General features: G+C 39.4%; 20 protein-coding genes. 8 read left to right on the top strand and 12 right to left on the bottom strand.

Annotated features, from left to right (window positions below; all coding sequences use genetic code 11):
* From ACS5PU_RS00390 to ACS5PU_RS00375, 4 genes are all read right to left on the bottom strand, one after another.
* Nucleotides 1–3,492, bottom strand: a complete 3,492-nt coding sequence (locus ACS5PU_RS00390) for a SusC/RagA family TonB-linked outer membrane protein (RefSeq protein WP_439457303.1) — start codon at nt 3,490–3,492, stop codon at nt 1–3.
* Nucleotides 3,493–3,510: 18 nt separating this feature from the next.
* On the bottom strand, nt 3,511–4,530 hold the full coding sequence (locus ACS5PU_RS00385; RefSeq protein WP_439457302.1) for a FecR family protein: 1,020 nt from the start codon (nt 4,528–4,530) through the stop codon (nt 3,511–3,513).
* A gap of 80 nt (nt 4,531–4,610) precedes the next feature.
* Nucleotides 4,611–5,204: an RNA polymerase sigma factor gene (locus ACS5PU_RS00380; RefSeq protein WP_439457301.1), complete on the bottom strand. Its 594-nt coding sequence runs from the start codon at nt 5,202–5,204 to the stop codon at nt 4,611–4,613.
* Nucleotides 5,205–5,420: 216 nt separating this feature from the next.
* On the bottom strand, nt 5,421–7,202 hold the full coding sequence (locus ACS5PU_RS00375; protein ID WP_439457300.1) for a M61 family metallopeptidase: 1,782 nt from the start codon (nt 7,200–7,202) through the stop codon (nt 5,421–5,423).
* A 423-nt stretch (nt 7,203–7,625) separates the two neighbouring features.
* Here ACS5PU_RS00375 and ACS5PU_RS00370 point away from each other — a divergent pair, with 423 nt between their 5' ends.
* The 6 genes from ACS5PU_RS00370 to htpG all read left to right on the top strand — a co-directional run bounded on the left by ACS5PU_RS00370 (nt 7,626) and on the right by htpG (nt 16,936).
* Nucleotides 7,626–8,723 (top strand): efflux RND transporter periplasmic adaptor subunit, encoded by a 1,098-nt coding sequence (locus ACS5PU_RS00370; protein WP_439457299.1) that lies wholly within the window; start codon nt 7,626–7,628, stop codon nt 8,721–8,723.
* A 2-nt stretch (nt 8,724–8,725) separates the two neighbouring features.
* The gene (locus ACS5PU_RS00365; RefSeq protein ID WP_439457298.1) at nt 8,726–11,836 is read left to right on the top strand and encodes an efflux RND transporter permease subunit; all 3,111 of its coding nucleotides are present in this window, start codon (nt 8,726–8,728) and stop codon (nt 11,834–11,836) included.
* A 1-nt stretch (nt 11,837) separates the two neighbouring features.
* Nucleotides 11,838–13,148 carry a TolC family protein gene (locus ACS5PU_RS00360; RefSeq protein ID WP_439457297.1) on the top strand — a complete coding sequence of 437 codons (1,311 nt, stop codon included), beginning with the start codon at nt 11,838–11,840 and terminating at the stop codon, nt 13,146–13,148.
* A gap of 350 nt (nt 13,149–13,498) precedes the next feature.
* Nucleotides 13,499–14,362, top strand: coding sequence for an N-acetylglucosamine kinase (locus tag ACS5PU_RS00355; RefSeq protein ID WP_439457296.1), 864 nt, complete (start codon nt 13,499–13,501; stop codon nt 14,360–14,362).
* 115 nt (nt 14,363–14,477) lie between these two features.
* Nucleotides 14,478–14,870 carry a response regulator gene (locus tag ACS5PU_RS00350; RefSeq protein WP_439457295.1) on the top strand — a complete coding sequence of 131 codons (393 nt, stop codon included), beginning with the start codon at nt 14,478–14,480 and terminating at the stop codon, nt 14,868–14,870.
* A 179-nt stretch (nt 14,871–15,049) separates the two neighbouring features.
* Nucleotides 15,050–16,936, top strand: coding sequence for a molecular chaperone HtpG (gene htpG / locus ACS5PU_RS00345; RefSeq protein ID WP_439457294.1), 1,887 nt, complete (start codon nt 15,050–15,052; stop codon nt 16,934–16,936).
* Between the two features lie 762 nt (nt 16,937–17,698).
* Here the strand turns inward: htpG and ACS5PU_RS00340 are convergent.
* Together ACS5PU_RS00340 and ACS5PU_RS00335 are read right to left on the bottom strand one after the other, a co-directional pair.
* Nucleotides 17,699–18,193, bottom strand: a complete 495-nt coding sequence (locus ACS5PU_RS00340) for a type I restriction enzyme HsdR N-terminal domain-containing protein (protein WP_439457293.1) — start codon at nt 18,191–18,193, stop codon at nt 17,699–17,701.
* A 24-nt stretch (nt 18,194–18,217) separates the two neighbouring features.
* On the bottom strand, nt 18,218–18,592 hold the full coding sequence (locus tag ACS5PU_RS00335; protein ID WP_439457292.1) for a hypothetical protein: 375 nt from the start codon (nt 18,590–18,592) through the stop codon (nt 18,218–18,220).
* Nucleotides 18,593–18,964: 372 nt separating this feature from the next.
* Here ACS5PU_RS00335 and ACS5PU_RS00330 point away from each other — a divergent pair, with 372 nt between their 5' ends.
* Nucleotides 18,965–19,708 carry a LytR/AlgR family response regulator transcription factor gene (locus ACS5PU_RS00330; protein ID WP_439457291.1) on the top strand — a complete coding sequence of 248 codons (744 nt, stop codon included), beginning with the start codon at nt 18,965–18,967 and terminating at the stop codon, nt 19,706–19,708.
* Here ACS5PU_RS00330 and ACS5PU_RS00325 read toward each other — a convergent pair.
* From ACS5PU_RS00325 to ACS5PU_RS00310, 4 genes are all read right to left on the bottom strand, one after another.
* Nucleotides 19,695–19,856, bottom strand: a complete 162-nt coding sequence (locus tag ACS5PU_RS00325; protein WP_439457290.1) for a hypothetical protein — start codon at nt 19,854–19,856, stop codon at nt 19,695–19,697. The genes ACS5PU_RS00330 and ACS5PU_RS00325 overlap by 14 nt on opposite strands.
* Before the next feature lie 105 nt (nt 19,857–19,961).
* Entirely contained in the window at nt 19,962–20,108 is a 147-nt protein-coding gene (locus ACS5PU_RS00320) for a hypothetical protein (RefSeq protein WP_439457289.1), read from the bottom strand.
* A gap of 101 nt (nt 20,109–20,209) precedes the next feature.
* Nucleotides 20,210–20,356, bottom strand: a complete 147-nt coding sequence (locus ACS5PU_RS00315) for a hypothetical protein (protein WP_439457288.1) — start codon at nt 20,354–20,356, stop codon at nt 20,210–20,212.
* Between the two features lie 101 nt (nt 20,357–20,457).
* On the bottom strand, nt 20,458–20,604 hold the full coding sequence (locus ACS5PU_RS00310; protein WP_439457287.1) for a hypothetical protein: 147 nt from the start codon (nt 20,602–20,604) through the stop codon (nt 20,458–20,460).
* Nucleotides 20,605–20,748: 144 nt separating this feature from the next.
* Here ACS5PU_RS00310 and ACS5PU_RS00305 point away from each other — a divergent pair, with 144 nt between their 5' ends.
* Nucleotides 20,749–21,864: a sensor histidine kinase gene (locus ACS5PU_RS00305; RefSeq protein ID WP_439457286.1), complete on the top strand. Its 1,116-nt coding sequence runs from the start codon at nt 20,749–20,751 to the stop codon at nt 21,862–21,864.
* On the opposite strand, the gene ACS5PU_RS00300 is transcribed toward ACS5PU_RS00305, so the two are convergent.
* Nucleotides 21,848–24,661: a thiopeptide-type bacteriocin biosynthesis protein gene (locus ACS5PU_RS00300; protein ID WP_439457285.1), complete on the bottom strand. Its 2,814-nt coding sequence runs from the start codon at nt 24,659–24,661 to the stop codon at nt 21,848–21,850. The genes ACS5PU_RS00305 and ACS5PU_RS00300 overlap by 17 nt on opposite strands.
* A 139-nt stretch (nt 24,662–24,800) precedes the next feature.
* Nucleotides 24,801–26,801 carry an OmpA family protein gene (locus ACS5PU_RS00295; RefSeq protein ID WP_439457284.1) on the bottom strand — a complete coding sequence of 667 codons (2,001 nt, stop codon included), beginning with the start codon at nt 26,799–26,801 and terminating at the stop codon, nt 24,801–24,803.
* Nucleotides 26,802–26,822: the final 21 nt, after the last annotated feature.

Genomic DNA, 26,822 nt, shown 5'->3' with positions numbered 1-26,822 from the left:
TTAGAAATTAACTTGTAAACCAAAATTAAAAACGCGTTGTACCGGGTAGTTGAATGCTGCTCCGCCCAATTCTGGATCCCACATTTTAAATTTACTGAAGGTTAAAAGATTGCTACCGTTGCTGTACACCCTTAGTTTTTGTATATGGAAACGTTGTGTAAACTTGCTTGGCAGTGTATAGCCTACCTCAACTTGTTTTAAGCGCAATAAGGCACCATTACGCATAAACCATGTACTTATCTGGCTATTATTTGCAATATTGGTAGTTGATAAACGTGGCCACAACGCGTACAAATTGCGGTTATCTTCCGACCAGTGACTATCGGCATAAGCCTGGATTAAAGCCCTGCTATCGTTAATAAATGGTGAAGTATCTCTGTTCTTTACCAAATCCACATCAGTTTGGCTATTGCTTATAAATAGCGAGCTACGTGCTTGTCCATTAAAAAAAGCTGAAAGATCAAAACCTTTGTAACTTGCTGAGAAGCCAAAACCATACACAATTTCTGGAGAGGTAGGAAAACCAATCCCAGTCTGATCTGCTGGTGTAATCTGCCCGTCTCCATTTAAATCGCGGTACTTAATATCACCAGGTAAATATTCGCCAAAGGTTTGTACCGGAGAGTTTTCTATATCATCTTGATCAACAAATAAACGCTCGGCAATATAGCCCTGCAATTGGGAGGTAGGATGACCAACAACACTTCGGTAGTTTTCTAAATATTCGGGTTCTTCTTTCTTGAAATATCTATTGGTGGCATAAGTAAAGTTACCAGTAGCACTCACAAATAAACCGTTCATAAAACCATGCGAATAGTTTATAGAAGTTTCAAAAGACTTAGATTTGGCTTCACCAGTATTTGCTCTTGTAGCAGCCGATAAACCCAGAGTTGTTGGAATAAAAGCCCTGTTATCCAAAATATTTGTAGTGTAGTTGGTAGCATAATCGGCATTAATAGTAAACTCTTTAATGGTAATATCCATACCAAGGTTTAGCCTTTTGGATGTTTCCCAAGTAATGTTTGGATTATCGTACCTGCTCACTGCTATACCAGGTCGTACATAATCAAACAATTGACCAAAAACTGCACCACGGCCTGCTGAATTTAAGTTAACTTCAGAAAGATAGAAAAAGCGGTCAGCAGCATCTCCAATAGCATCATTTCCAATAATGCCATAGGTGGCACGAAGTTTAAGCAATGGGATTATTTTTCTCATTCCCTCCCAAAATTTTTCATTGTTAACGTTCCATGAAACGCCGGCCGAAGGGAAAAAGCCAAAGCGTTTATCTTCAGAGAAACGCTCCGATCCATTGTAACCCATACTTACTTCGGCAACATACCTGCTATCGAAAGTATAAGCAGCGCGACTGGAGAAACCGATATTTCTGAAAGGTAATGAAGCCTGTAAACTGCCAGCATTACCTGCAATACTGTTGCGCAATATGCCTACTATAAAAGCACTAACTGCGTGTTTTTGTGCAAAAACCTGATCATAATTTATGGCTGTTTCCATATACGATGCGGTAGAAATCTCTTTTTGCCCCTCTCTATATTCTAAAGTTGAATTCCCTGTTGTTTCATTTAAGGCCACTAATGTGTAGGTGTTCGAAGCCTTGTCGTACAAAGATTCTGGTGCATTGAAGTAAAATGGCCTATAAAAACGTTGCAGATCAAAAAATGAACGACGTTGCGTACTGGCCATTAATCTCGCTTTTAACCCATTAAGCAATACGGAAGATAGATCTTGTTTAATCTCAATCTGTGCCAACATTAAAGATCTTGACGAATCTTTATAACCACTAACCATATCTGCGTAAGGATTAAGGTAAGCAGCAGTAGGCAAAGCTCCATCTATCCCACCAATTGCGTTGGCATTGCCAAATAAGATATTTTTATTAAACCGGTTGGCTTCATCCGGTTGATAAAATGCCGGAAAAAGCACTGGATTGGAATTCATAATTTTAGTATAAACCCCTGTACCACCATCAATTGGCCCATTATAATCATCAAAATTACCATATAAGCGTACGGCCATACTTGTGGAGTTAGTAACGTTGATATCCACATTACTACGCAACGAGTAAGATTTCAGTTTAATGTTACTGTTAAACTTGTTGCGCTGATCTACTTTTAAAATACCATTATCCTGATTTAGTGTTCCTGTAACAAAGTATGAAGCTACCTTTCCCCCTCCCATTACACTTAGGTTGCTTCTCTGGTTCCATGTACTGTTTTTCAACAGCATATCCTGCCAGTTCACCGCTGGGAAAATATTTGGGTTTTCACCAGCCATTGTACCATCTATTTTATTTAATGAATAGCGTTCGCTGGTAGGTCCATTAGTAATCCGGGTAGCCAATGCTTCATTATGCAGCTTCATAAAGGTAATAGGATCGGCCAGATCTAAATTTCTCGTAGCTCTTGAATTAGAAAAATTCTGTTCCAGGTTAAATTTGGCTCGCCCTTCGTAACCGCGTTTGGTAGTTACCATAATAATACCGTTGGCTGCCCTGGCACCATATACAGCAGATGAGGCTGCATCTTTTAATACGGAAAAGGTGGCAATATCATTGGGCTGAAGCCTGGCCAAATCCGTTGCAGTTAACTCAAGCCCATCTATCAAAATCAATGGATCCTTTTTATAGCCAAAGGTAGTTGCTCCCCTAATAAAAAAATCGGCATTATCGGCTCCAGGCTCGCCACTACGTTGATAGGCAATTACCCCTGCAATTCTGCCTGATAGCGCGGTGGTAAGATTGCTCGAAGGGACTTTAAGTTTTTCCGGATTTATAGTCGTAATAGCTCCTACCACACTTTCCTTTTTCTGGGTACCAAAAGCCACAACCTGTACCTCATCTAAAGTAGAGTTGTCTTCAATCATTGTTACATTGATAAGTGGTTTGTTAGCGGGTACTTCAACTGTTCTATAACCCACCATTTTGAAAACCAGAATGGCATTGTTTGGAACCTTGATAGAATATCTTCCATTCAGATCGGAAGAAGTGCCTACCGTAGGTTTGCTTTTAACAAAAATGGTTACCCCTGGCAACGGTTTCTTTAAAGAATCGAGCACAATACCCTGCACCAAAGTATCTACCACCTTTATAATAGGCTGAGGTATAGATTTGACTGTTTTTTTGGTTGAAGGAGAAACCGAGATCAGGTTGTTAATGATCCTGAAATCCAACTGGGTTTTGTTGCTCAGTTCTTTCAGCAGATCGATCAGTTTCCGTTTTTCGCTCACAATACTCACAGGTTTGATATTTTTAACATCAGTGGCACTGTAAGTGAATTTGTAATTTGTTGATTTTTCGATCTTGGCAAAGACCGCTTTGATGGATTCGTTGTCAAAGCCCAATGAAACTGTTGTTTCAAGTTGCCCTGAGGTTGCCTGTGCGCTGGATGCCGAAAATAAAGCTGGGCAAAAGATAAGCCAAGCCAGTAGCAGCAACGCCGAATTCCATCTGGGGATTCGTAGTTTTTGATTCATAAAGTTTGTATTTGGTTTTTAGTTAATTGGTTCGAAGGTTATTTTATTCTTTTCTACTTTCCATGTAATGTGATTGATGTATGCGATTGAGGCAATGATCTGATCTAAAGATTGCTCGGAGTAATCGCCAGTTATTTTTTTCAGGTGAACCGAATTCAGCTGGATTTCAACTCCGTAAAACTGTTCTACTTTCGAAACAATCTCCTCAGTTGAAGCATTGTCGAACTTGAGCTCGCTAAAACAGATTTGATTGAGTTCATTGATATTAACTGTCGTTTTTGAAGTGGTTTTTGTTTTGCGATTTAGTATCAACCCATTTCCCTGATCCAGGTAATCGCTAGTGCTGCTATACGGCTGATTGATTTTTACCTTGCCCTGAAGAAGCAATACCGTAGGATTTGAACTGCTAAAATCCCTGACCAAAAATGAAGTGCCCAAGGCCCTGGTTTTTAAATTTTCTGAAAAAACGGTAAATGGTTTTGCTGCGTTATGCGCTACACTAAAAAAGGCCTGCCCATTCAATACAATTTTACGGTCGGCAGTATTGTAATCATCAGCAATGGTAATTGTGCTTCCGCGGTATAAACTTACAGTGGTACCATCGGCGAGTAAAATATCCGATCTCCTGTTCACAAAAGGACCAATTTTTTTCCCTTTAATAGTGCTGTAGCTATAAATTGCTGAAACCTGCGGTTTATGGTAGAAATAGAAGAAACTAGCGACCAGCAAAATACAGGCAGCAGAAAGCACACGCAGGGTTCTTTTAAAAAATATTATTCTTTGCCGTTTAAGCCGTTGGCGTTCAAAAAAAAGCCGCTTGAAATTTTCGAGCCTGTTGTTAACCAATTGAGCAGGCAAAATACCATGTACCAAAGCAACCTCTCCCTTTATTTCGGCGATTTTGGGTGCCAATTGCGGATTTTTTTCAATAAACTTTTCCCATTTATTTATGGCAAGCTGGTCAGTGCCCAAACAATAAGCTACAAACGATTCGTTTGCAATGAGATCTGAAAAATTTACGCTATTTAAACTACCCATTTTTATGGTTTTTTCTATAGTGTATTTTCGAAGAAAAATTTACCGGGTATTTTTTTAAATAAAATGCAACAATCTGATTATCAGAACAAAAATTTAAAAAAAATAATAAAAGCAGAGACCTCGCTTGATGAAATTAATGTAGAGTTGTTACGGAGTACCTGTATGGCTTCAAAAGCGTTATTGTATACAGTGCGTAAGGATAAATTGAGTTGAGTAGCAATTTCGTCGTAAGAAATGTTCTCGTAATATTTTAAGATTATGATCTGTTTTTGCCTAGGACTAAGCTCGTTTATCGCCTTTAAAATTTTTTGTTTTACCTCTTCCTCCATTTGCAGCTGGATAATGTTTTCCAAAATGGATTCTTCAAATACCTGCTGTAAATTATCGTGCGTAAGCAATGGCCTTTCAACCTGCTTTTTCTCCTTTAAAATCTTTCTGCGCAGATAAGTAAAGAAATAGCTTTTAACATTCGTCACCTCAGGCATTTTTTCACGCCTATCGTACACTTCCAAAAACAGCTCATTAATACAATCTTCTACAATTACCCTGGTATTGCAAACGTACATGCCATAGCTATACAATTGACTATATAACTCATTGTATAAAGAAAATAATGCATTTTCATCACCCATTCGGATGCTTAGCCATACTTTTTGATAGTCCGCACTTTGCATGTAAAAAAATTTACCCTTTTAACACAATTCTTAATCAGCCGTGGAATATCAAAGCTATTTAATAAAGCACCTGAGTCCTAATCTTAAATTAGCGCTTAATGATGCGGAATTTGCAAAAGTGAAGAACGTGTGGTAGGGGCATAAAAAATCCCGTAAGAAATTCATCTTACGGGATTTTCATGCTTGAACTATTGACTCAAGAGTTATGACTAACGACTAAACCCCAGTCCATTTTTTCAACACTGTTTTCTGAGCTGGTGTTGCGTTTTCGTTAACAGTTGCTTTTAAACGAACATTAGTATTTTCTTTTAATGTCAACGTGATTTCTTTTTCCAAACCATCGCGTTTAACCTTTAATTTTAACGTATCGCCAATGTTTTTCTTAGCCACCAAAGGCAGAACATCAAGCGATATCATTGGGCTTTTTAACCTGATGGTTGATAGTGCCTCTGTAACGGTTACATCATCCAAAGAAATTACCTCATCGTTAACGTTCAGTCCAGCAATCCAGGCTGCAGAATTTCTGGTGGTACCGCTAATTAAAATGTTGCCGTTATTTAAAAGCTGTCCGTTTGCGCCGGTTACCGGTTTCCCTGGTGTGGCATTTTCTGATGAAACATCAACACCCGCATATCCAAAATACTTTACATATTCGGCATCATCAACACCGTTAACATATTTTGCCCAGAAATTGGTAAAGCTTATGCCTGCAACTTTCTCTACCATCGCCTTAAACTCAGTATCGGTATAGCCGCGTTTTAAAGTTTTGCACTGTAGGTACATGGCTTTCATTACATCATCTAAACTTTTGGCCCCTTTTGTGGCATTAATGATTTCCAGATCCATCAAAATCCCGATTACTTCACCTTTGTTATAATAAGAGATAGAGTTATTTTTCGAGTTTTCATTCGGGCGGTAACCGATAATCCAGGCATCGTAGCTGGATGAAGCTGCCGACTGATATTTTGCGCCTGGTGTATTTAACACGGTAGCTACACCACCTGCCAGATCTTTCAAAAATTCGTTTACATCGGTAAAACCGGCCCTGTGCAGGTACTTATTTTCATAGTAAGAAGTAAAACCTTCAGCAATCCAAAGGTTGGTGGTGTAGTTTTCGTTGTCGTAATCGAACGGACCCAAGGCAATAGGGCGTAAACGCTTTACATTCCACAAGTGGTGGTACTCGTGCGCAACCAAACCTAAAAATCCTTTATAACCTTCGGCCGTATTGTAGGCATTTCTGGTTGCACCTAAGGTAGTAGAGTTTAAGTGCTCTAAACCACCGCCGCCTTTTAAGAAATTATGGACAATAAAAACATAATATTTATTTGGGTTTTCGCCATAAACTGCAGTTTCTTTCTCTACAATTTTAGCCATATCTACCTTAAGTTTTTCTTTATCGTAGTTACCGCCACCGTACATAGCCACCTCATGGCGCACACCAGCTGCCGTAAATTCGAAAATATCCTGGTTACCTACTTCAATCGGACTATCGTAAAGAATATCAAAATCAGAAGCTTTATAAGTAAACTGCTCACCTGCAACCGGGGTTAAACCAGTTGATACCTTACTCCAGGTATTAAAAGGAATAATTTTAACAGTACTTGGCGATTTGATCATTCCGTCAGGGTGCATAAAAATGCCTGTTGGCGATAAGAAAGCATGAGACTCATCAATAAAAGGGGTACGTACAGAAATCTCAAAAGCGTAAACACGGTAATTGATCTGGATATTAGCCGCCTTGGCAGAGAAAATCCGCCAGGTGTTTTTCCTTACTTTTTCTACTTTAACAGCTTTACCAGCCGCCGTAGCCTTAAACTCCTCAACACTTTTTTCAAACTCACGAACCAAGTATGAGCCTGGTGTCCATACCGGCATTTTTACATCTACATAATCTTTTGCCAAGCCAGAAATATTCATCTGAACTTCTGCATAATGCGCCTGCGGCTCTTTAAAAGAAACCTCAAAGCCTATTTTTACCTGCGCCTTCGCTGCCATAATACACGTTAGTAGTAAAACTAAACTTAAAATTGATTTTTTATTAAACATATTGATATTGACTGTTTTGATGCAAATTTATATTTATTGATGAGGTTTTAGAACAAAATAGCTAAATGTGGTGTAAAATAGTTGTTTCTGTACATCTGGCGTGTGGCGTATGGCGATTGAGGCTAAGCGGAGAAAACCTAAGCACCTAAGCTGCGCCAAGCATCAATCTATCGGTTTTTGCGGGATGATGGTGGATTGGCGCAAAGTATTTGGCGCCTAAACTGCCAACTTCCGACTATGGCCCTCGGACTAAAATCGGTAACATCCTTAATACAACAAATTTAGGACTAAACTATTTGGATATTTTTACGCTCTAATTGCAGAACATTAATTTTATTTTAATGTTCTGAATACGCACACACAAATAATAACATGAAGAAAAGATACATTATCTACGCTGTTTTGGCATTGGGTTTGGCCTATCTGGTATATTACAGAATTAACGCCAACAAAAAATTAGAAGGAAAAGGCGGTACAACAGCCGGACCGGGCAAAGGAGGAAAAGATGGCAAAGATGGAAAATCAGCGCCATTGGTAGTTGATGGAATTATAGTAAAACCTGTATCATTTGATAACGACCTTGAAATAACAGGCGCCATCGAAGCCAATGAATCGGTGGTATTAAAAAGTGAGGTATCGGGTTTGGTTACCGGTATTTACTTTAAAGAAGGCACCACTGTAAGCAAAGGCAGCATGTTGGTTAAGGTAAACGACAGGGATATACAGGCACAATTGCAAGAGGCACTGACCAAACAAAAGCTTTCGGGCACAAACGAAAACAGGGCAAAGCAACTGTTGGCCAAAGGTGCCATTAGCCAAGAAGAATACGATACCTCCCTGGCCGATTTGAAATCGCTACAGGCGCAATCGCAATTAATCAGGGCGCAATTGGCCAAAACCACCATCCGTGCGCCATTTACCGGCCGAGTAGGTTTACGTAGCATTTCAGAAGGTACTTACCTTACCCCGGCAACGGTAATTGCCAACCTGGTAAGCACTAACCCTGTTAAAATAACATTCTCTGTACCCGAAAAATATGCAGGACAGATTAAAATGGGCTCGATCATTAGCTTTACCACCGATGGTTCTTCGAAACAGAACACCGGAAAAGTATATGCCATTGAACCGGGTATAAATGCCGCAACCAGAACCCTGCAGATTAGGGCTTTGGCCCCAAATGCAGATAACGCCCTGCTACCAGGTTCTTTCGCGAAGATTAAACTGGCCTTAAATACGCTGCAGGATGCCATTCTTATCCCGAATGAAGCTGTTGTTCCAGTATTAAAAGGAAAGATTGTTTACATCCAAAAAGATGGAAAAGCACAAGAAGTAAAAGTAGAGGCCGGAACACGTACAGATGAAAAAATTGTAATCACCTCGGGTTTAAAAGCTGGCGATACCGTTTTAACCACCGGATCAATGGCTTTGAAAAAAGATGCACCTGTTAAAGTTCATTTGGTTAAAGAATAATTATGAGTATCTCCACCACGAGTATAAAAAGGCCTGTTCTGGCCATTGTAATGAACCTGCTTATTGTCCTTTTTGGGGTAATAGGCTACACCTTTCTGGGTGTACGCGAGTATCCGTCCATTGATCCAACGGTGGTTTCGGTACGAACCTCCTACCCAGGGGCAAACTCCGATATTATCGAATCGCAGATTACCGAACCCTTGGAAAAATCGATCAATTCCATTGATGGGATCAGAAATATTTCATCATCCAGTAACCAGGGAACCAGTAACATCACCATTGAGTTTAACCTGGATAAAAATATCGAAGAAGCAGCCAACGATGTGCGCGATAAGGTTTCGCAGGCTGCCAGAACACTTCCTAAAGATATTGATGGCCTTCCGGTAGTAAGTAAGGCCGATGCCAACTCTGATCCGATTTTATCGATGACGATCCAGAGTGATAAAAGAAATACACTTGAATTGAGTGATTTTGCCGAAAATGTAATCGCCGATAGGATCCAGACCATACCTGGGGTGAGTAGTGTACAGATTCAGGGCCAGCGGAAATATGCCATGCGCATTTGGATGGACCCCAACAAACTGAGCGCTTACGGTTTAACCTCGCAGGATATTGTTACCGCACTGGATAACGAAAACGTAGAGCTTCCATCCGGAAAAATTACCGGGGCAACCACCGAGCTTACTGTTAAAACCTTAGGCAAGCTTACCAATGAAAGCGAGTTTAACAACCTCATACTTAAAACCGACAGCAACCAGGTAATCAAGTTAAAAGATGTTGGTTACGCTGTTTTAGGCCCGGAGAATGAGGAAACCATTCTGCGCGAATCGGGCAGACCGATGGTGGCTATTGCCATTATTCCACAGCCGGGCGCAAATTACCTGGATATCAGCAAAGAGTTTTACAAGCGTTTCGATAAACTCAAAGCAGATATTCCCCAGGATATTAAGCTTAAAGTAGCGCTTGATAATACACTATTCATTAAGCGTTCGGTTACAGAAGTTGCCGAAACCATTGGTTTATCTTTGGTGCTGGTAATCCTGATTATCTACCTGTTTTTTAGAGATTGGGCAATTGCTTTCAGGCCACTGATTGATATTCCGGTATCGCTGGTGTTCACATTCTTTATTATGTACGCCTTTGGTTTCTCGATAAACGTACTGAGTTTACTCGCCATTGTACTGGCCACCGGTTTGGTGGTAGATGATGGTATCGTAGTTACCGAAAACATCTTTAAAAAGGTTGAAGAAGGCATGTCGCCTTTCGAAGCAGCGATAAAAGGATCAAACGAAATCTTTTTTGCCGTAATTTCAATTTCCATTACCCTTGCAGCCGTTTTCCTGCCGGTAATTTTCTTACAGGGCTTTGTAGGCCGTTTGTTCAGGGAGTTTGGCGTGGTAATCGGTGCTGCCGTATTGATCTCGGCTTTTGTATCGCTTACTTTAACCCCTATGTTAAATGCCTACCTGATGAAAAAAGGTGGTCATAAGCCATCTAGGTTTTACAATTGGACAGAGCCTTATTTTGTTAAGTTAAACGATTCGTACGAATCTAACCTGAACAAATTTTTAGATAGAAGGTGGCTTTCTATCCCAATCATTGCAGTTTGTATGGGATTAATTTTCTTGTTCTGGAAAGTACTACCCAAAGAAACGGCGCCTTATGATGATAGAAGTGCCATCAACATCAATGCCACCACACCCGAAGGTGCATCATTTGCCTATACCGATAAGTTTATCATGAAACTGAATCAGTTGGTAATGGATTCGGTACCCGAAAAAAATGTAAACATTACCATTACCTCGCCCGGCTTTGGTGGTTCGGGGTCGGTAAACTCGGGTTTTGTAAGGATGGGACTGGTAGATCCCGATCAGCGTGAGCGTTCGCAAAAGGACATTGCCGATTACCTGACCAAAATAACCAAGAAATACACCGAAGGTAAAACCATTGTAAACCAGCAGCCAACCATTTCTGTGGGCCGCCGTGGCGGTTTGCCGATCAGCTATATCATCCAAGCGCAGAACTTTGAAAAACTGAGGGAGAAAATCCCATTGTTTATGGATGCCGTATCTAAAGATCCTACATTTACGGTTTCGGATGTAAACTTAAAGTTTAACAAACCCGAGATCAACCTCACCATCGATCGCGATAAGGCTAAAAATTTAGGCGTTTCCATTTCTGCCATTGCCCAAACCTTAAACCTGGGCCTAAGCGGGCAAAGGTTCTCGTATTTCTTCATGAACGGAAAACAGTACCAGGTAATTGGCCAGTTTGACCGTGGCGACAGAAAAGATCCTTTGGATCTGAGTTCCGTTTATGTACGTAATGATAAAGGCGAGCTGGTTCAGCTTGATAATGTGGTTACCGCTAAAGAAGAAAGCAGTCCGCCGCAATTATACCGGAACAACCGTTTTATAGCCGCCACCGTTTCTGCAGGCCTGGCCCCCGGGAAAAGCATTGGCGAAGGAATAGATGCCATGGATGCCATTTCTAAAAAAGTGCTCGACGAAACCTTCTCAACTGATCTGAGCGGAGAATCGCGCGATTTTAAAGAAAGTTCATCCAATACCTTTTTTGCATTTGGCCTTGCCTTGCTACTTGTTTATTTAATTCTTTCGGCCCAGTTCGAGAGTTTTAAAGATCCGATTATCATTATCTTGACCGTACCAATGGCCGTTGCAGGTGCATTTTTATCACTTTGGCTCTGCGGCCAGAGCTGGAATATTTTTAGCCAGATCGGTACCATTATGCTTATTGGTTTGGTAACCAAAAACGGTATTCTTATTGTAGAGTTTGCCAACCAGTTGAAAGAGAAGGGCATTCCTATTCCGGAAGCGATCCGCGAGGCTGCAGTTTCGCGTTTGCGCCCTATTTTAATGACCAGTTTGGCTATTGCTATTGGTGCCCTGCCAATTGCGCTTGCATTGGGTGCTGCGGCAAAAAGTAGAATGAGCATGGGAACTGTAATTGTGGGCGGAACCTTGTTCTCTTTGGTTTTAACGCTCTTTGTAATCCCAGCCATTTACTCGTACTGGGCAAAACCATACAAACCGAACAAAGAACTAAAAGACGCCCATCGTTTTGAACTAGAGGCTTTACATACAGAAGAATAAGATGAGCAAGAAATTAATAATATTTAGCCTATTGATATGCTTTTCCTTTGCCGGCTTTGCACAGGAAAAGCTCAGCCTGCAACAGGCCATAACCATTGCTTTACAGAACAATTACGATATCAAAATCAGCAAAAACCAGATTGATATTGCAAAAAACAATGCCAATATCGGTAATGCAGGGATGCTGCCCAATTTAACGGGAAGCTATACCAATGGCGGAAGCATCCAAAACACCAGACAAACACCCGCAACCGGAGCTGATAGGGTAATTACTGGCGCCAAAAGTACCAATAACAGCTATGGTGCCGATTTAAACTGGACCATTTTTGATGGTTTTAGCATGTTTGCCAATTACGACCGTTTAAAAGAACTGCAAAAGCAGGGCGAATTAAATTCGAGATTGACCATTTTGACCACTGTTTCGGATGTAATTGCCGCTTATTACGATATTGTGAGGCAACAGCAACTTGTTATTGCAGCCGATAGTGCCATGGATGTTTCGGTACTGCGAACCAATATTGCAAAAACTAAACTGCAGTTGGGCCGCGGCTCAAAGCTCGATGTGTTAACAGCACAGGTAGATTACAATACTGATACTTCCAATTACCTGCAAAGCAAGAATGCCCTGCAAGTGGCAAAAGTGCGTTTAAACCAGCTAATGGTTAGGCCCAGTGGTACCGATTTTTCGGTGGCCAATACCATTGATGTAGATAAAGGCATACTGTTTAATACACTGGCTGAAATGGCCCAGCAGCAAAATCCCAATGTGCAAAATGCCTTTATCAATCAAAAAATAGCAGCCCTCTCCTTAAAATCTATCAAAGGCGCACGCTATCCATCGGTAAGTTTAAATTCGGGCTATAGCCGTGCAAACAGCACCAGTCCGACAGGCTTTAACCAAAAGTTTGCTGCAAATGGTTTTACTTATGGGGTAACCGCCAGCATTAACCTGTTTAATGGTTTTTTACAACGGCAACAGGAGCGCAATGCTAAAATAGATATTAAAAATGCTGATCTTAGTTTAGATAAGGTAAAACTGGACGTAAATTCGCAGCTCCTTACCGCATACCAGAACTACAGCACCTATCTGGACCTGATTAAGCTCGAACAGCGCAATGTTGATATTGCAAAAGAAAACCTGGACATTACTTTGGCTAAATACCGTTTGGGCAGCATTGCCCCTTTAGAGCTAAGAGAAGCACAACGGAATGCCATAGACGCACAAAATCGTTTTATTGAAATGCAGTATCAGGCTAAAATTGCAGAAACAACATTAAAGGAAATCAGTGGAAATATAGATTTGGGGAATTAAATCAGTTCAATAGTCATTTGTGTATTGGGAAATAGTTTGGATGGCCCTATGCTAACTGTAATTACTATCTAGCAGATTAAAAAAGATAAAAAATGCAGATCGAAATAGATTTTCATACCAAAAAACTTCAATCCACTAAATTTGCGGAGCTTTTCTACATAATCTAAGCAGAAGAAGTCTTTTTATTGGAAAATCTGCCTGTTTGAAGCTGATTATTGGCCTTCAATAGTTGATTACCCATTGGCTGATTCATTTTTTAACTAATTATGTTCCAGACTAAAACGGTTTAACAGAAGTAACGAAATTATTGCAAGTATAAAATTCTATAATTAATTTTTATATTTAATCCCATGATACTTGTTGCAGATAGTGGCTCATCAAAAACCGATTGGATGGGCTATCACAATGGTGAAACCATTAAATTTAGCACTCCCGGAATTAACCCTTATTTCTTAAGCGAACAAGAAATAACCAAGTTGATTTCTAAAAATGAGTCCTTATTGCAGTATGCAGGCGAAGTAAAGGAAATTTATTTTTTTGGTGCCGGTTGCTCCTCTCCCGATAAGCACGAAGTAGTATCTAACGGCTTATCGGCCGTTTTTGAAAAAGCTTTTATTTCTGTAGATCACGATCTTTTGGGTTCGGTATATGCTACATGCGGCAATGCAGAAGGATTAAACTGTATTTTAGGCACAGGATCAAACATCTGCTATTTTGATGGAAAGAAAATACACGATGGCCACCATGGCCTGGGGTATGTTTTAGGCGATGAAGGATCGGGTACTTTTTTTGGCAAGAAAGTGCTGCTAAGCTACCTGTACAACAAAATGCCTACAAATTTGGCCGCAGAGTTTAAAAAATCTTTCCCTGCAGAAAAAGAGCAGATTATTACCAACGTGTACCAAAAACCTTTCCCTAATATTTACCTGGCAGGTTTTAGCCGTTTCATGGCCAGCCACAAAGATCATCCCTTTATCCAGGATATTCTGAGAAGCGGCTTTCAGGAATTTGTAGATACCAACGTTAAAGATTACCCTAAGCACAAAAATGTTCCCTGTCATTTTGTAGGTTCAATTGCTTACTACTACCAGGATTCGCTTATTTCGGTGCTGCTAGAAAATGGTATCGAACCGGGCAAGATTCTACAAAAGCCGATTGATGAACTTTTCAACTTCATCCTGCACAAAGAAGGCATCGTACAACAGGCCAGTTAAATCAAAATCTATTTTGATAACGCTATAAATTTATTGTTAAAATATGTTTAAGATTGTAAACATAACCACACAACTTTTGTTATATTTTTAAAGAGCAAATAAATTGCTAGCACATATGAAGAAAATACTGGTAGTAGATGATGATATTGAGGTTTTAGAAACCATACAATTGATCCTGGAAATCGGAGGTTTTAAAGTTTCGGCACTGAATGATGGAGAAGAGATTTTTAACAGAATTGAACATTTTAACCCTGATCTGATTTTACTGGATATTTCTCTTGGCCACATTGACGGAAGGGTTTTATGCGAGCAGTTAAAATCTATAGAAAGCACTTCCAAAATTCCAATTTTATTGATTTCGGGTTTATACGATCCTAAAGATTTTACCACCTTAAATTATGGTCAGGATGACTTTTTATCCAAACCTTTCCAAATGGATGTGCTGCTGAAGAAAATTGCCAAAATCTTATCCTTGGAAGAAGATCAGCCAAGTTTCCATTTAAATTAAGTAAAAACAACAATATATATTTAGCCAGGAAAACCATCTCTTTCCTGGCTTTTTTATGCCCCACCTATCTCTCTCTTAAATTTTTCTATCAAAACTTCCCTTAACTGTCAATTTGGCAAATAAAATGCTTTGGAACAGGCATTGATAGGCTCGTTGTAGATTAAACAATTTATTTACATATGAGCATACAGGAAAAAGGAAATATTTCAATCCATACCGAGAATATTTTCCCGATAATTAAGAAGTTTTTATATTCTGATAACGAAATTTTTCTTCGTGAGTTGGTTTCTAACGCAGTAGATGCGGTTCAGAAAATCAAAAGACTAGGTTCATTAGGTCAGTTTAACGGAGAAGTTGGCGCACCATTGGTTCAGGTTGCTGTTGATAAAGACGCAAAAACCATTACCATTAGCGATAACGGTTTAGGGATGACTGCCGAAGAAATTAAAAAGTACATTAATCAGGTTGCATTTTCTGGCGCAAGTGAGTTTGTAGAAAAATTTAAGGATGCAAAAGATGCCAACGAAATCATCGGTAAGTTCGGTTTAGGTTTTTACTCGGCCTTTATGGTTGCAGATTTAGTAGAAATCCAAACATTATCTTACCAGGATGGCGCAGAGCCTGCACGTTGGGTTTGCGATGGCAGCACTGAATTTGAGATTACCGAAGGCACCAAAACAACCCGTGGTACCGATATCATCCTTCATGTAAACAAAGATTCGGAAGAGTTTTTAGAAGAAAGCAAACTCCAGGAAATACTTGATAAATACGCTAAGTTTTTACCTGTACCAATTAAGTTTGGCACCAAAACAGAATCTGTAGAAGATGGTGTTGATGAAGAAGGTAAAGCAAAGCATAAAGATGTTGAGGTGGATAACATCATCAACACCACAAACCCGATCTGGACAAAAGCTCCTGCAGATTTGTCAGACGAGGATTATTTGAGTTTCTACCGCGAATTATATCCATTTAGCGAAGAACCATTGTTCTGGATCCACTTAAATGTTGATTATCCATTCAATTTAACCGGTGTATTGTATTTCCCTAAGTTGAAAAACGACTTCGAAATGCAGCGCAACAAAATCAAATTATATTCGCGCCAGGTATTTATTACCGATGAGGTAAAAGATATCGTACCTGAGTTTTTAATGCTATTGCATGGTGTAATCGATTCGCCAGATATTCCGTTAAACGTATCGCGTAGTTTCTTACAGGCTGATAGCAATGTTAAAAAGATCAACAACTACATTACCAAAAAGGTTGCTGATAAACTGGGTGAGTTATTTGCGAAAGACCGTAAAGCTTACGAAGACAAATGGAAAGACATAGGTCTTTTTGTAAAATACGGTATGATTAGCGAGGAGAAGTTTTACGATAAAGCGAAAGATTTTGCTTTGGTTGGAAACACAAAGAACGAGCTTTTCACGCTTCCTGAATATAAGGAGAAGGTATCTGCCCTGCAAACGGATAAAAACGGCACTGTGGTTTATTTATATACCAATGATGCCGCAAAACAGGATGCCTTTATCCAATCGGCTAATAAGAAAGATTACGATGTTTTGGTATTGGATTCGCCGATTGACAATCACTTTATCAATCAATTGGAGCAAAAATTAGAAAAAACATCTATTAAACGTGTCGACTCTAGTGTTGCCGATAAACTAATTGAGAAAGATGAGCAGAATGAGCATGTTTTAACTGAAGATCAGGTTAAAGAAGTAACGGCTATTTTCGAAAAAGCCATTACAAAACCTGGTATGCATGTTGAAATTGTGGCCCTGCACCCAGAAGAGCTGCCTGTGACCATTACAATGGATGAGTTTATGCGCAGAATGAAAGATATGGCTGCTATGGGAGGCGGAATGGGCTTTTATGGCCAAATGCCAGATAACTACAAGGTAGCCATTAACGGAAACCATAAACTGGTTAGCAAAATTTTAAAGGCAGAAGGTGAAGAGCAGAGCAACCTGGCTAAACAAGCTGTAGATTTGGCTTTATTGGCCCAGGGCATGTTAACCGGCGCAGAACTAACCGCTTTTGTAAGCAGAAGTGTAGAACTGATTTAAACCAGGCTTAAACGCCATATTAAAAGGGAGAAACCGATGAGGCTTCTCCCTTTTTTGCTTGCACCGATTTTAATAAAGCCCGAGTTCGATCCAAATTTTTCACGTTGAGCTTCCCGATTTTCGGGACGAGAAGTCGAAACACCACGCAAGAATTTAAGCAAGTCCTTTAACAGGCTCAGGATGACAGAGAGATGCATTAATGGTCATTCTGAACGCAGTGAAGAATCTTTTTTAGTAAAGCATCCAATATGTGCAGATATGGCATTTTTAACCGCAAAGCACGCAAAGATAAAGGCACGGAGTATGCAAAGACAGTTCTGCGGTTATCCCGGGATAAAGATCCTTCGACAGACTCAGGATGACAGCGGTGTATTAATTGTCATTCTGAACGCAGTGAAGAATCTTTTTTAGTAAAGCATCCCAATCTGTGTATATGTGGCATTTTTAATTATGCAGCCAAATCATTTTGTCCATGCAGCAAAGTTATCTTGATTATGCAGCTAAATTAATAGCCACTTCGTGGTCAGCATCTTTTCTGCTAGATAGACCATGAAATAAATCCGATAGCTAACGGATCAGGTTGAGGGGCACTAAACTAGAAAATCATGAGCAAAATGCTGTGATAGCAAATTACCAATCAAATTAGAGGCTGAAAGAATCGAGCTTGTACGTTCAGTTTTTTACACAAAAAAAAAGTCCTAATTTACATCAGGACTTTAGGCAAGAATTTTCGGGAACTCTTTAGATTAAAATTAATATTTTTTAGCTAGCCAATGCGTTGTGCTTGTGATCTACGTTGAAATAATCTTTGTGATCTTCGATCATTTTAGCAATGGTTGCAGCTTTGGTATCGGTAATTTTGAACTCGAACACAGGCTCTTGGTTTTTCTTAGATCTAACCATTTTCTCTGTGTAGAAACGATAAACCAAACCATTGGTTAATAAACCATATTTAGCTTTGGTTTTACGGAAATATTTAGATAAACGAGAATCGTGAATATCCAGGTTATCGTTATGGTGCTTGCATTCAACTAAGATTGTTGGCTCACCATCTTTCATAATGGTATAATCAACTTTTTTACTTTTCTTAACTCCAAAATCTAAAACAGCTTCAGACTGAACCTCAGAAGGGTCAAATCCTAAGATCTGGATAAAAGGCATTACTAAGGCATTCCTTGTTAAATCTTCAGATTGAACTTGTGGAAGCATTTTCTTAATTCTTACGGCAAATTGCCCGATTTCGTCTTTCAATTCCATGTTTATATCTTTATTTAATGGTAGTTAATTTTTTAAATTGTATTGGTTAAATACTGAATTTGCGGTGATGATGATCTGATCTAAACTCTGTTTATCAAAGAAATTTCTGTTCAGCATTTCCACCATGTAAGTAAGCTTGGTAATATCTCTTGCCTGCATGGTAAACTGAAAGCTTTTCAACCCATCTTTAATCGCCTGTTGAACATAGTTGCGAACAACCAAAAAAGACTTTCTGAATGCGTATTCAGTGTCTAATTTTCCTTTTACCAGATTACTCATATCAAGATTGCTGTATTCATTTTGCATTCTTTGATAAATATCTGCGTTCACCCCTTGATTTTTGAGGATCCCTTTGTAGTAGATTTTATTAAGTAAATACTCGTATTCGTTCTGTTTCATGTGGCGGTAGATAGATGTAGGGGTTGTTCTCTTTGTTTTTCAGTTCTTTTTTTTCAGTTTTTAATCATTCTCTTTACCCAGTATTGTATGGCCTGTTTTCAATTTTCTGATCTACAGGCTACACAAGATTGGGCAGGCAGATGTTTTTTTAACCGTTCGTTTTTACACATTCGGTTATTTGTTTTTGGCAAACAGTTTAAAGATTACAAAAAGAAGTATGGCGGCTAAGTTTTTTACATGAACCCCACAGAATATTACACGAAACCCCGAGATTCTTTAGATGAACCCGGGTGAACTTTTTTTTTAACCGATTGTTAAATCAATTCAATTTTATTTAACTTGCAATCAAATAAACAAACATATTTAAAACTCATGAATCTAAAATGCGTTGTTATTGACGACGAACAGCATGCAATTGAGGTGTTAACTGACCACATTGCCGAAATGCCTGGCTTAACCATTTTTAAGACTTTTACCAGCCCAGTACAAGCCCTTACTGAAATCAAGATTGATGATGAAATTGATTTGTTGTTTATGGACATTGATATGCCGGGAATTAATGGTTTAGAACTTGCTAAAAACATCAGGGAGAAAGCTAAGTACCTGATATTTACCACTGCACATCCCGATTATGCTTTGCAGGCATTTGATGTTCAATCCGATCAATATTTATTAAAACCCATTTCATTTGCAAAATTTGCACTGGGTATCGACCGGATTTTGAAGAAAGAAGCAAACAATGCCAAAAATGCGGCTAAAGAAACTGATCAGGTTGCTGCGCTGTACATTAAAGGCGATCATAAATATGCTTTTTCTAATATTGCTATTGATGAAATACTTTACATCAAGGCTTTACAGAACTACATCCAGATTATTACCAAATCTGAAACCCACACTACCTACCTTACGTTAAAAGAGATTGAAAAGGCGCTTGAAACACACGCTTTCATCAGGGTTAACAAATCAAATATCGTGGCTAAATCAGCGATTAAAAAGGTAGATGGAAATATTATCCGGTTGGTAAACAATGAGATGATTCAAATTGGCGAAGGCTATAAAGATGCTTTCTTCGCCTATGTTCAAAGCAGTTTACTTAAATCTACTAGAAACCAGTAGTAAAAACGATAATGCTCCAGGTACCATTGGTGGCTACAGTATGGCTTTGATCGGTAATCGGATTGGTACTAAAGTTATTTTGATCTTTAATATTTTTATAAACGAATACTGTTTTTTTGGCCAATTTAGCGGTTTGTTGCATTTTCATAAAACGGATAATAATATGTTGGGATTTAAATTAACAAATGGTTAAATATTTTTTTCTCCGCATATATACAAAGAACTTTTTAAAACTACTAAAATCTGATGACAATTAGATGGCAAAAATCCAAGTTCCGTTTGTGGCAATAGTTTGGCTTTGATCGGTAATCGGGTTGGTGTTAAAATTGTTTTGATCTTTGATATTTTTATAAACGAATACTGTTTTTTTAGCCAGTTTAGTTGTGTGTTGTGCTTTCATGATATGATGATTTATTATAGTAGATTTTATATAATTGAATTGTTGTAAAATGTTTCTTCGGTTTTAAGGAGTAACGAAGCGTAACCTAAAATTGCTGATGATTATAGGGCAAAAATCCAGGTACCATTAGTAGCTACGGTATGGCTTTGATCAGTAATTGGGTTAGTACTGAAATTGTTTTGATCTTTGATATTTTTATAAACGAATACTGTTTTTTTAGCCAGTTTAGTTGTGTGTTGTGCTTTCATGGTATGATGATTTACGTTATTAGATTTTTTATAATTGAGTATTGTAAAATGTTTCTTCGGTTTTAAGGAGTAACGAAGTGTAACCTAAAAATTGGTAATAATTACAGGGCAAAAATCCAGGTACCGTTAGTGGCGATAGTTTGGCTTTGATCAGTAATAGGATTAGTATTGAAGTTGTTTTGATCTTTGATATTTTTATAAACAAATACTGTTTTTTTTGCAAGTTTAGTTGTGTGTTGTGCTTTCATGATATTATTATTTTAATGATATGATTTATTGTTGTGATTAATTTCTGTAAAGGTGCGGCACAAAAACAACTACCACTACTTTTTTACACAAACCCCCAGTTTTGGGAGATAAAAACCCCTTTTAAATAGATTAAAAGCGAAAAAATGAATTTTTTAAATTTAAAATCCTTCTACGAAAAGTATAAATTTCACTTAATTGTTTGGGGCATTTACATCATTTACGAGGTGTTTATCCTCGGTTTGGTTTCGAAAATTTTTAAACCGGCTGGTATTTATGTTTTGATTTACCTCACCAATATTACCGTCTTTTACACCTACTCTTTTTTCCTTAAAAAAGTGTTGGAAAACGGTAAAGGCACCTTAAAAATCATAAAGATTTTCCTGCTCATCTTATCTGCTATTTTTGTATACATAGCAACAACTCATTTACTGGGTCTGTTGTTTGTTGAGCTTGGATTATTTAAGGTAACGGCACCGCTCGAGCTGAATATTGGCTTCGTTTTAAATTGTATTTACCGCTCCTTATTATATATCGGTTTTGCTACCGGATATGTGTTTATCGACAAATCTTTTGAAGAACGTAAAAAGGTAGAAGCGCTGGAAAGACAAAACCTGGTTACTCAGATTGAGAAACAGGCTTTAGAAAATGACCTCGTCCAATCGCAGAACAATTACCTGCGCAGTCAGATCAACCCACACTTTTTGTTTAACACCTTAAATTTTATTTATAACGATGCCCGTAAAAAGGCGCCCATGGCAGCAGATGCCATTATGAACCTGGCCGAAATGATGCGTTATGCGTTAAAACGTCCAGAAGCTTCTGAAATGGTGCCTCTAAGCGAAGAAATTGAGCAGATTGAACACCTGATCAACCTACACAAGCTCCGAACGGCGAACACCATTAACCTGGAGCTTGAGGTAACCGGCGATTTATTCGGACTGAGGTTCCCTCCCCTGATCTTATTAACGCTGGTTGAAAATATTTTCAAGCACGGTAATGTTTCGCACTCTACCCAGCCTGCACTCATCAAAGTCATTTACGAAAACAACAACCTTAATATCAGCACCATTAATATGATTAACGATAATAAGGGCAAGCAAACCGAAAGCCACCATGTAGGCATTGATAATATTGCCAAGCGGCTTAGTAATTTTTATGGCACTGATTATCTGTTCAGGTACTATAAAGATCCGCTTAACAGGTACATTACCGAAATTGATGTAGATATTGTTAACCCGATGGCTAAGCTGAACCGCTAGCAGCCATCGCATTTTGGCGCTGAATATCTTTTAACAGAAAATAATAGATGACCATTTCGTGCGTACGTTGGTCTTTGTTAAAAAGCCTGTTTACATGCATGTGCATTAAATCGCTAAATAATTTTGCCCGTTTATCTGGCTGGCAAAGTTTAAGGTTATGGATAAACGAGGCAGAAAACTCCTTAAATTTATGTTGTTGCTCTTCGGTTAATGCATTGAACTCAGTTTTTCTAAACTGTTGGTAGTGGTTATTTAACTGCTTAAAATCTGCCGCCTCTAAAAGGTGCTCCCGGTTAAATGCATCAGAAATTGCACCGATCATTTTTTGTACAACCTGTTTATCCATCAATTGCGATCCGATCAGCTCGGTAACGAGCATTCCTGCTATTTTGTATTTACTAAAATGATCGGGCGCGGTTTCGAAAAGCGATAGCACAAATTCGCTGTCGTTGCCAAAATGCAGCTCTATATTTTCGATCAGCTCAGCTCCATAGCGCTCCAGCTCGCGTTTATAGGTTTTAATCTGAACATCTGATACCAATCCGGTATTTAAGAACACCTCAAGTCGATCCATCAGGCCAGTGGTTAAGGTTTGGTTTTGATGCGTGTCGTTTAACAATACCCTAAACCTGATATGGTTGCCATTTTCGTTGTACCTGATAAAAAACCAGGTTTTGATGGCCGCGGCATAATTTTGGATAAAAGGCGCTATTACCTCTGCCAAAAGCTGATCTGATCTTTGCTGATGTGAAAATATCTCGAAATACAACCAAGCCCTGCCCGGTGGAAAAACCCGTGTTACCTCAACGGGCGATGAACTGGCCGTTACAGGGGCATAAACCTGTTCGTTGTGCGTAATGCTTAAAATAAACTGCGCCAGGTAAGGCTTCGATTGTTCATCTACCACCAAACTGTTTACCGGCACGTTGGCTTCTTCGAGATAAAGGCTTTTCTGTTTTTGCATGTACTGCAGAAAGGCACTTATATCTTCATCTTTTTGCAGTTCAAAGCATAAGGTCTGATCGGACATCCCAGCTTTAAAGTAATCGCTTACGCCTATATTTTGAAGATAGCTGCGGCACTGGGCTATGCTGAAAAACTTTTTGTCTGCAATTAACAGATCTTCCTTTTGCACTTTCCATTTGCTACGGCTTAAAACAATATTGTGGTACTGGAGGCGCGGATAATAGTCTAGATCGGGGAAAAGGGCATCGAGCGGAAAGGAAAGGTTGGTATGTAGGCCCTGAAACTGCAAATCGCACAACAGGCGGAACACAGAAAGATCGGAGCGGATGTAATTATAGGCAGAGGCCATTCTGGGCATTAAACGTTTGTTTAAGCGTTTTGAGCGCAAAACAATTTCCGATCCACGAACGGAAAGCTGGATATCGTTTAAACTTAATGGCTGTGCCGAGGTATCGAAATTTAAAATAGAGAGCTGTTGCTTATAAACCAGTTTACGCCTGTTCACATTATCAACCGTGGCTTCTACCATATAGGCCACATCAAAAAACAACACCTCCGGATTGGCCTGCTGTTCTATATCGGCTATGCTTTTAACATAATTTTCTACTGCTTCATCAGCCATGGTAAACCTTCCGCTTAAAGCATTGGCTGTTGCCCCACCTATCTGCTCGGTAAATATAAGCTCGTCCTGTACAGACATAATTAGGCTAAATGAGTTGGGCAATGGCGCAGGCTGCTCATTTGGCTGAAGTGAAAACCGGTTGAGCGAAATAGCTTTACCCTTTTCGAAACCCTGCGGGGATAAACTTTCTTCCAACAGGTTTTTAAGCGCTTCGAGTTCTACTGTTTTTTTTGCCGGTTTATTATTTAAGGCTGCAATAAAATCATCATTCTGTCCTGCCTGTTCCAGTTCATCGTAACCCACGCCCATTTCTGGATCTAAGGCCAACAACAGAGGTACTTCCTGATCTTCGAACTTTTTCTTAAAACGGGCCGTAAACTGGCTAAGGGCATCGCGGTCTTTAGCCGGCAAAAAGCTTTGTATCAGCTTTATAAGCGGGGATATGGATTGAAGTATCCCTTCATCAATATTCCCTGAGCTAACGTTCCGTTGGGCAATCAGGTATTTTGGCAATGCACCGGCACTGGCCATGCCAAGGCGCTCAAAATAATCATCGCCAATAATGTTCGGATCGTAATTGGTGAAGATAAGCTGCAGTTGGTGCATATCCAACAGCAGACCGAAAAGGATTTCTTTTTCTGCCTCATCAAGACTTAACGCTTCCACCAGATCGTTTAACCGAATGGGTGAAAGGCAGGCATCCAAAATCTTTTTTACGTTATCATCGTGATCGAGCTCTGCCAGTTCGAACATGCCATCGGTACAGGCAATGTAGCGGATGCTATCGGCCGTGTAATAATAACTGCTATTGCTAAACAGCATACAGTTTTTTTGCAGCAGTTCGGCCACCGGTAATTCGATGTTATTCTTATAAGGCCAATCCACCAAGGTGCGCACATGCTGCTGTTCTTGGATTATAATCTGCCCGGCGCCAGGTTGAATACCCTGATTGAGCAAACTAAAACTGGCAAAAGTACCGTAAGGCGTAGAGCGGAATTTTGCCCGGTTAAAATACTTCCAAATGGTAAAGTAAACCTTGGGCGGAAGGGTGCTCAATTCGCTCGCCTTTACTTCTTTTATGGTTTCGTAAAAAGCGGCCGATGAAAACGATATGGCTTCCTTCAACTCCTCCCAACAATCAGACAGTTCAGATTGATAGGAAAATTTAGGTGTTCTAAAAATGAAGGAAGGTTGGATATTCAGTTTCATCGGATTTAAATGGTGGCGAAAATTACAAAGATTAATTTAAAAACTGTTGATGTTTTACAGTTGCCGATCGTAAATCATTATAAAAACAAAAAGCCGTTTCCTTAAAAAGAAAACGGCTTATTCGGGATGTTAATTGTATTTATTTTTTGGTTACTTTAAATTCGGTTCTTCTGTTTTTTGCTCTTCCCTCCGGATTATCTTTTTTCTTGCGTTTAACAACAATTTCGTTAGGCGCAATCGGCACCGATTCTCCATAACCTTTAGAGGTCATTCTTGAAGCGGCAATTCCTTTGCTCTCTAAATAATCAACACAAGATTTTGCCCTTCTGTTTGATAAATCGAGATTATATTCGTCGGTTCCGATGTTATCGGTATGCGAGCCCAGTTCGATCTCCATTTCTGGGTTATCTTCCATAATCGGAATGAGGAAATCGAGTACTTTTTTAGAGGGCTCGGTCAGCTCCGCGCTGTTAAATTCATAGTAAACGTTATCCAATGCCATTGGGATACCCAATTTAAACGGACTTAAGCAGTAATCTTTGTATATCAGGGTATCGGCTTTGGCCAGTTCTTCGTAAGGATAGTTTCTGGTGATGGCAAAATAATTATCTTTTGCGAAAAGCAGCTTAATTGGCCTTTTAGAATCGACCCTGAATTTATAAACACCATCTTTTCCGGTGGTTACTTTCTGTGCCCCTTCTGCATTGGTGAGCGTTACAGCTGCATCGGCCAGAGGCAGTTTGGTTTTACAATCGGTTAAGATACCTGAGATAGAAAGGTATTCTTTTTTAACTTCAAACAACTCTAAACAGCATGACGATTCGCGGTCAGAGCTGATGTACCCTTTTGTTCCATATACATCAGTAGCGGTAAAGTAAAGATCATCTTTTGAAGAGTTGAAGGGATAGCCCAGGTTTTTTGGATTCGACCAGGTTACCAGATCGCCTTCTGATTCAAAGAAATCAAGACCACCGAAACCTACGCGGCCATCGGTACTGAACAACAGTTTTTTGGTTAAGGTATTGTAATATGGTGCACGCTCATCGTCTTCGGTGTTAATGCCCGGGCCAAAGTTTACCGGCTGGCCCAACGATCCATCTTCGCGGATTGCGCAATACCATAAATCGAATTTGCCGTAGCCGCCGCTCCTATCGGATGAGAAAAGCAGGAATTTACCATCGCTGGTAACAAAAGGCTGTGCAGAGTTAAAATCTTTACTGTTCACCTGCAAACCAACGGGTTGTGCATCTGACCATTTATCGCCAGTTTTTTTAGCGGTGTAAATGGCGTACTTATCTTTATCTCTCCAGGCTGTAAAATAGGCGGTATTGCCATCGGGCGTAAAAGTAGCCGCCGCAACTTCCATATTTTTCGGGAAATTGACATCAAGCATTTTCACAGCTATATCAGTTGCATTGAGATCGCCTTTTGCGGTATAAATGTTATTGATAAAAGGGTTGCTTTTGGTAGAAACCTGCACATCACCTGCATCGGTTTTAACAATATCTCTTTTACTGGCTACGGCAATAGGACGCGACGAGGTAAAGTAAAAATCGCCATTAATTTTAACGGGGGCGTAGTTAGAACCTAGTCCGTTAACATTTGCCGGCATCTTTTTAACCTGCACCATGCGTGGAAAACGCATTTCTTCGATGGCAAATTTGCACGATTCGATTTCTTTCTGGGCATCTTTAACCAAAATATCGTTCGGGTTGCGCTGTATGTACTGTTGAAAGGCATCGATTGCCAAATTGAACTTTTTGTTTGCCCTTAAACTTTCTGCATAATAGAAAAGTGCTTTTCTGAAACGGGTATTGGTAAACGTTATCGCCACACCATAGTACTTTTCGGCTTCGTTAAACTCGCGGTATAAACGGCTCGATTCTGCAAGGTTGTATATCGAGCCTTCATAATCTTCTATCACTTTATCATCCGAAGCCGATTTTCTTTCTTTACCATATGGTAGAATGGCATAAGTGCTATCGCCAGTAATTTTAAGGGCTTTTTTATAAAAGGTTGATGCTGCATAATAATCCTTATTTTCAAAATAAGTATCGGCAACCTTTTTATAATTTACCACATACTGTGCGTTTGCAAAACCGCCAAATGCCACTAACAAAAAGAGTAATATTTTTTTCATCTTTATAAATTTGTTTTCAAT

Origin of the sequence: Pedobacter sp. GSP4 (assembly GCF_051857575.1) — a bacterium.
Classification (GTDB): domain Bacteria; phylum Bacteroidota; class Bacteroidia; order Sphingobacteriales; family Sphingobacteriaceae; genus Pedobacter.
This window is presented reverse-complemented; position numbering and strand designations above follow the sequence as displayed.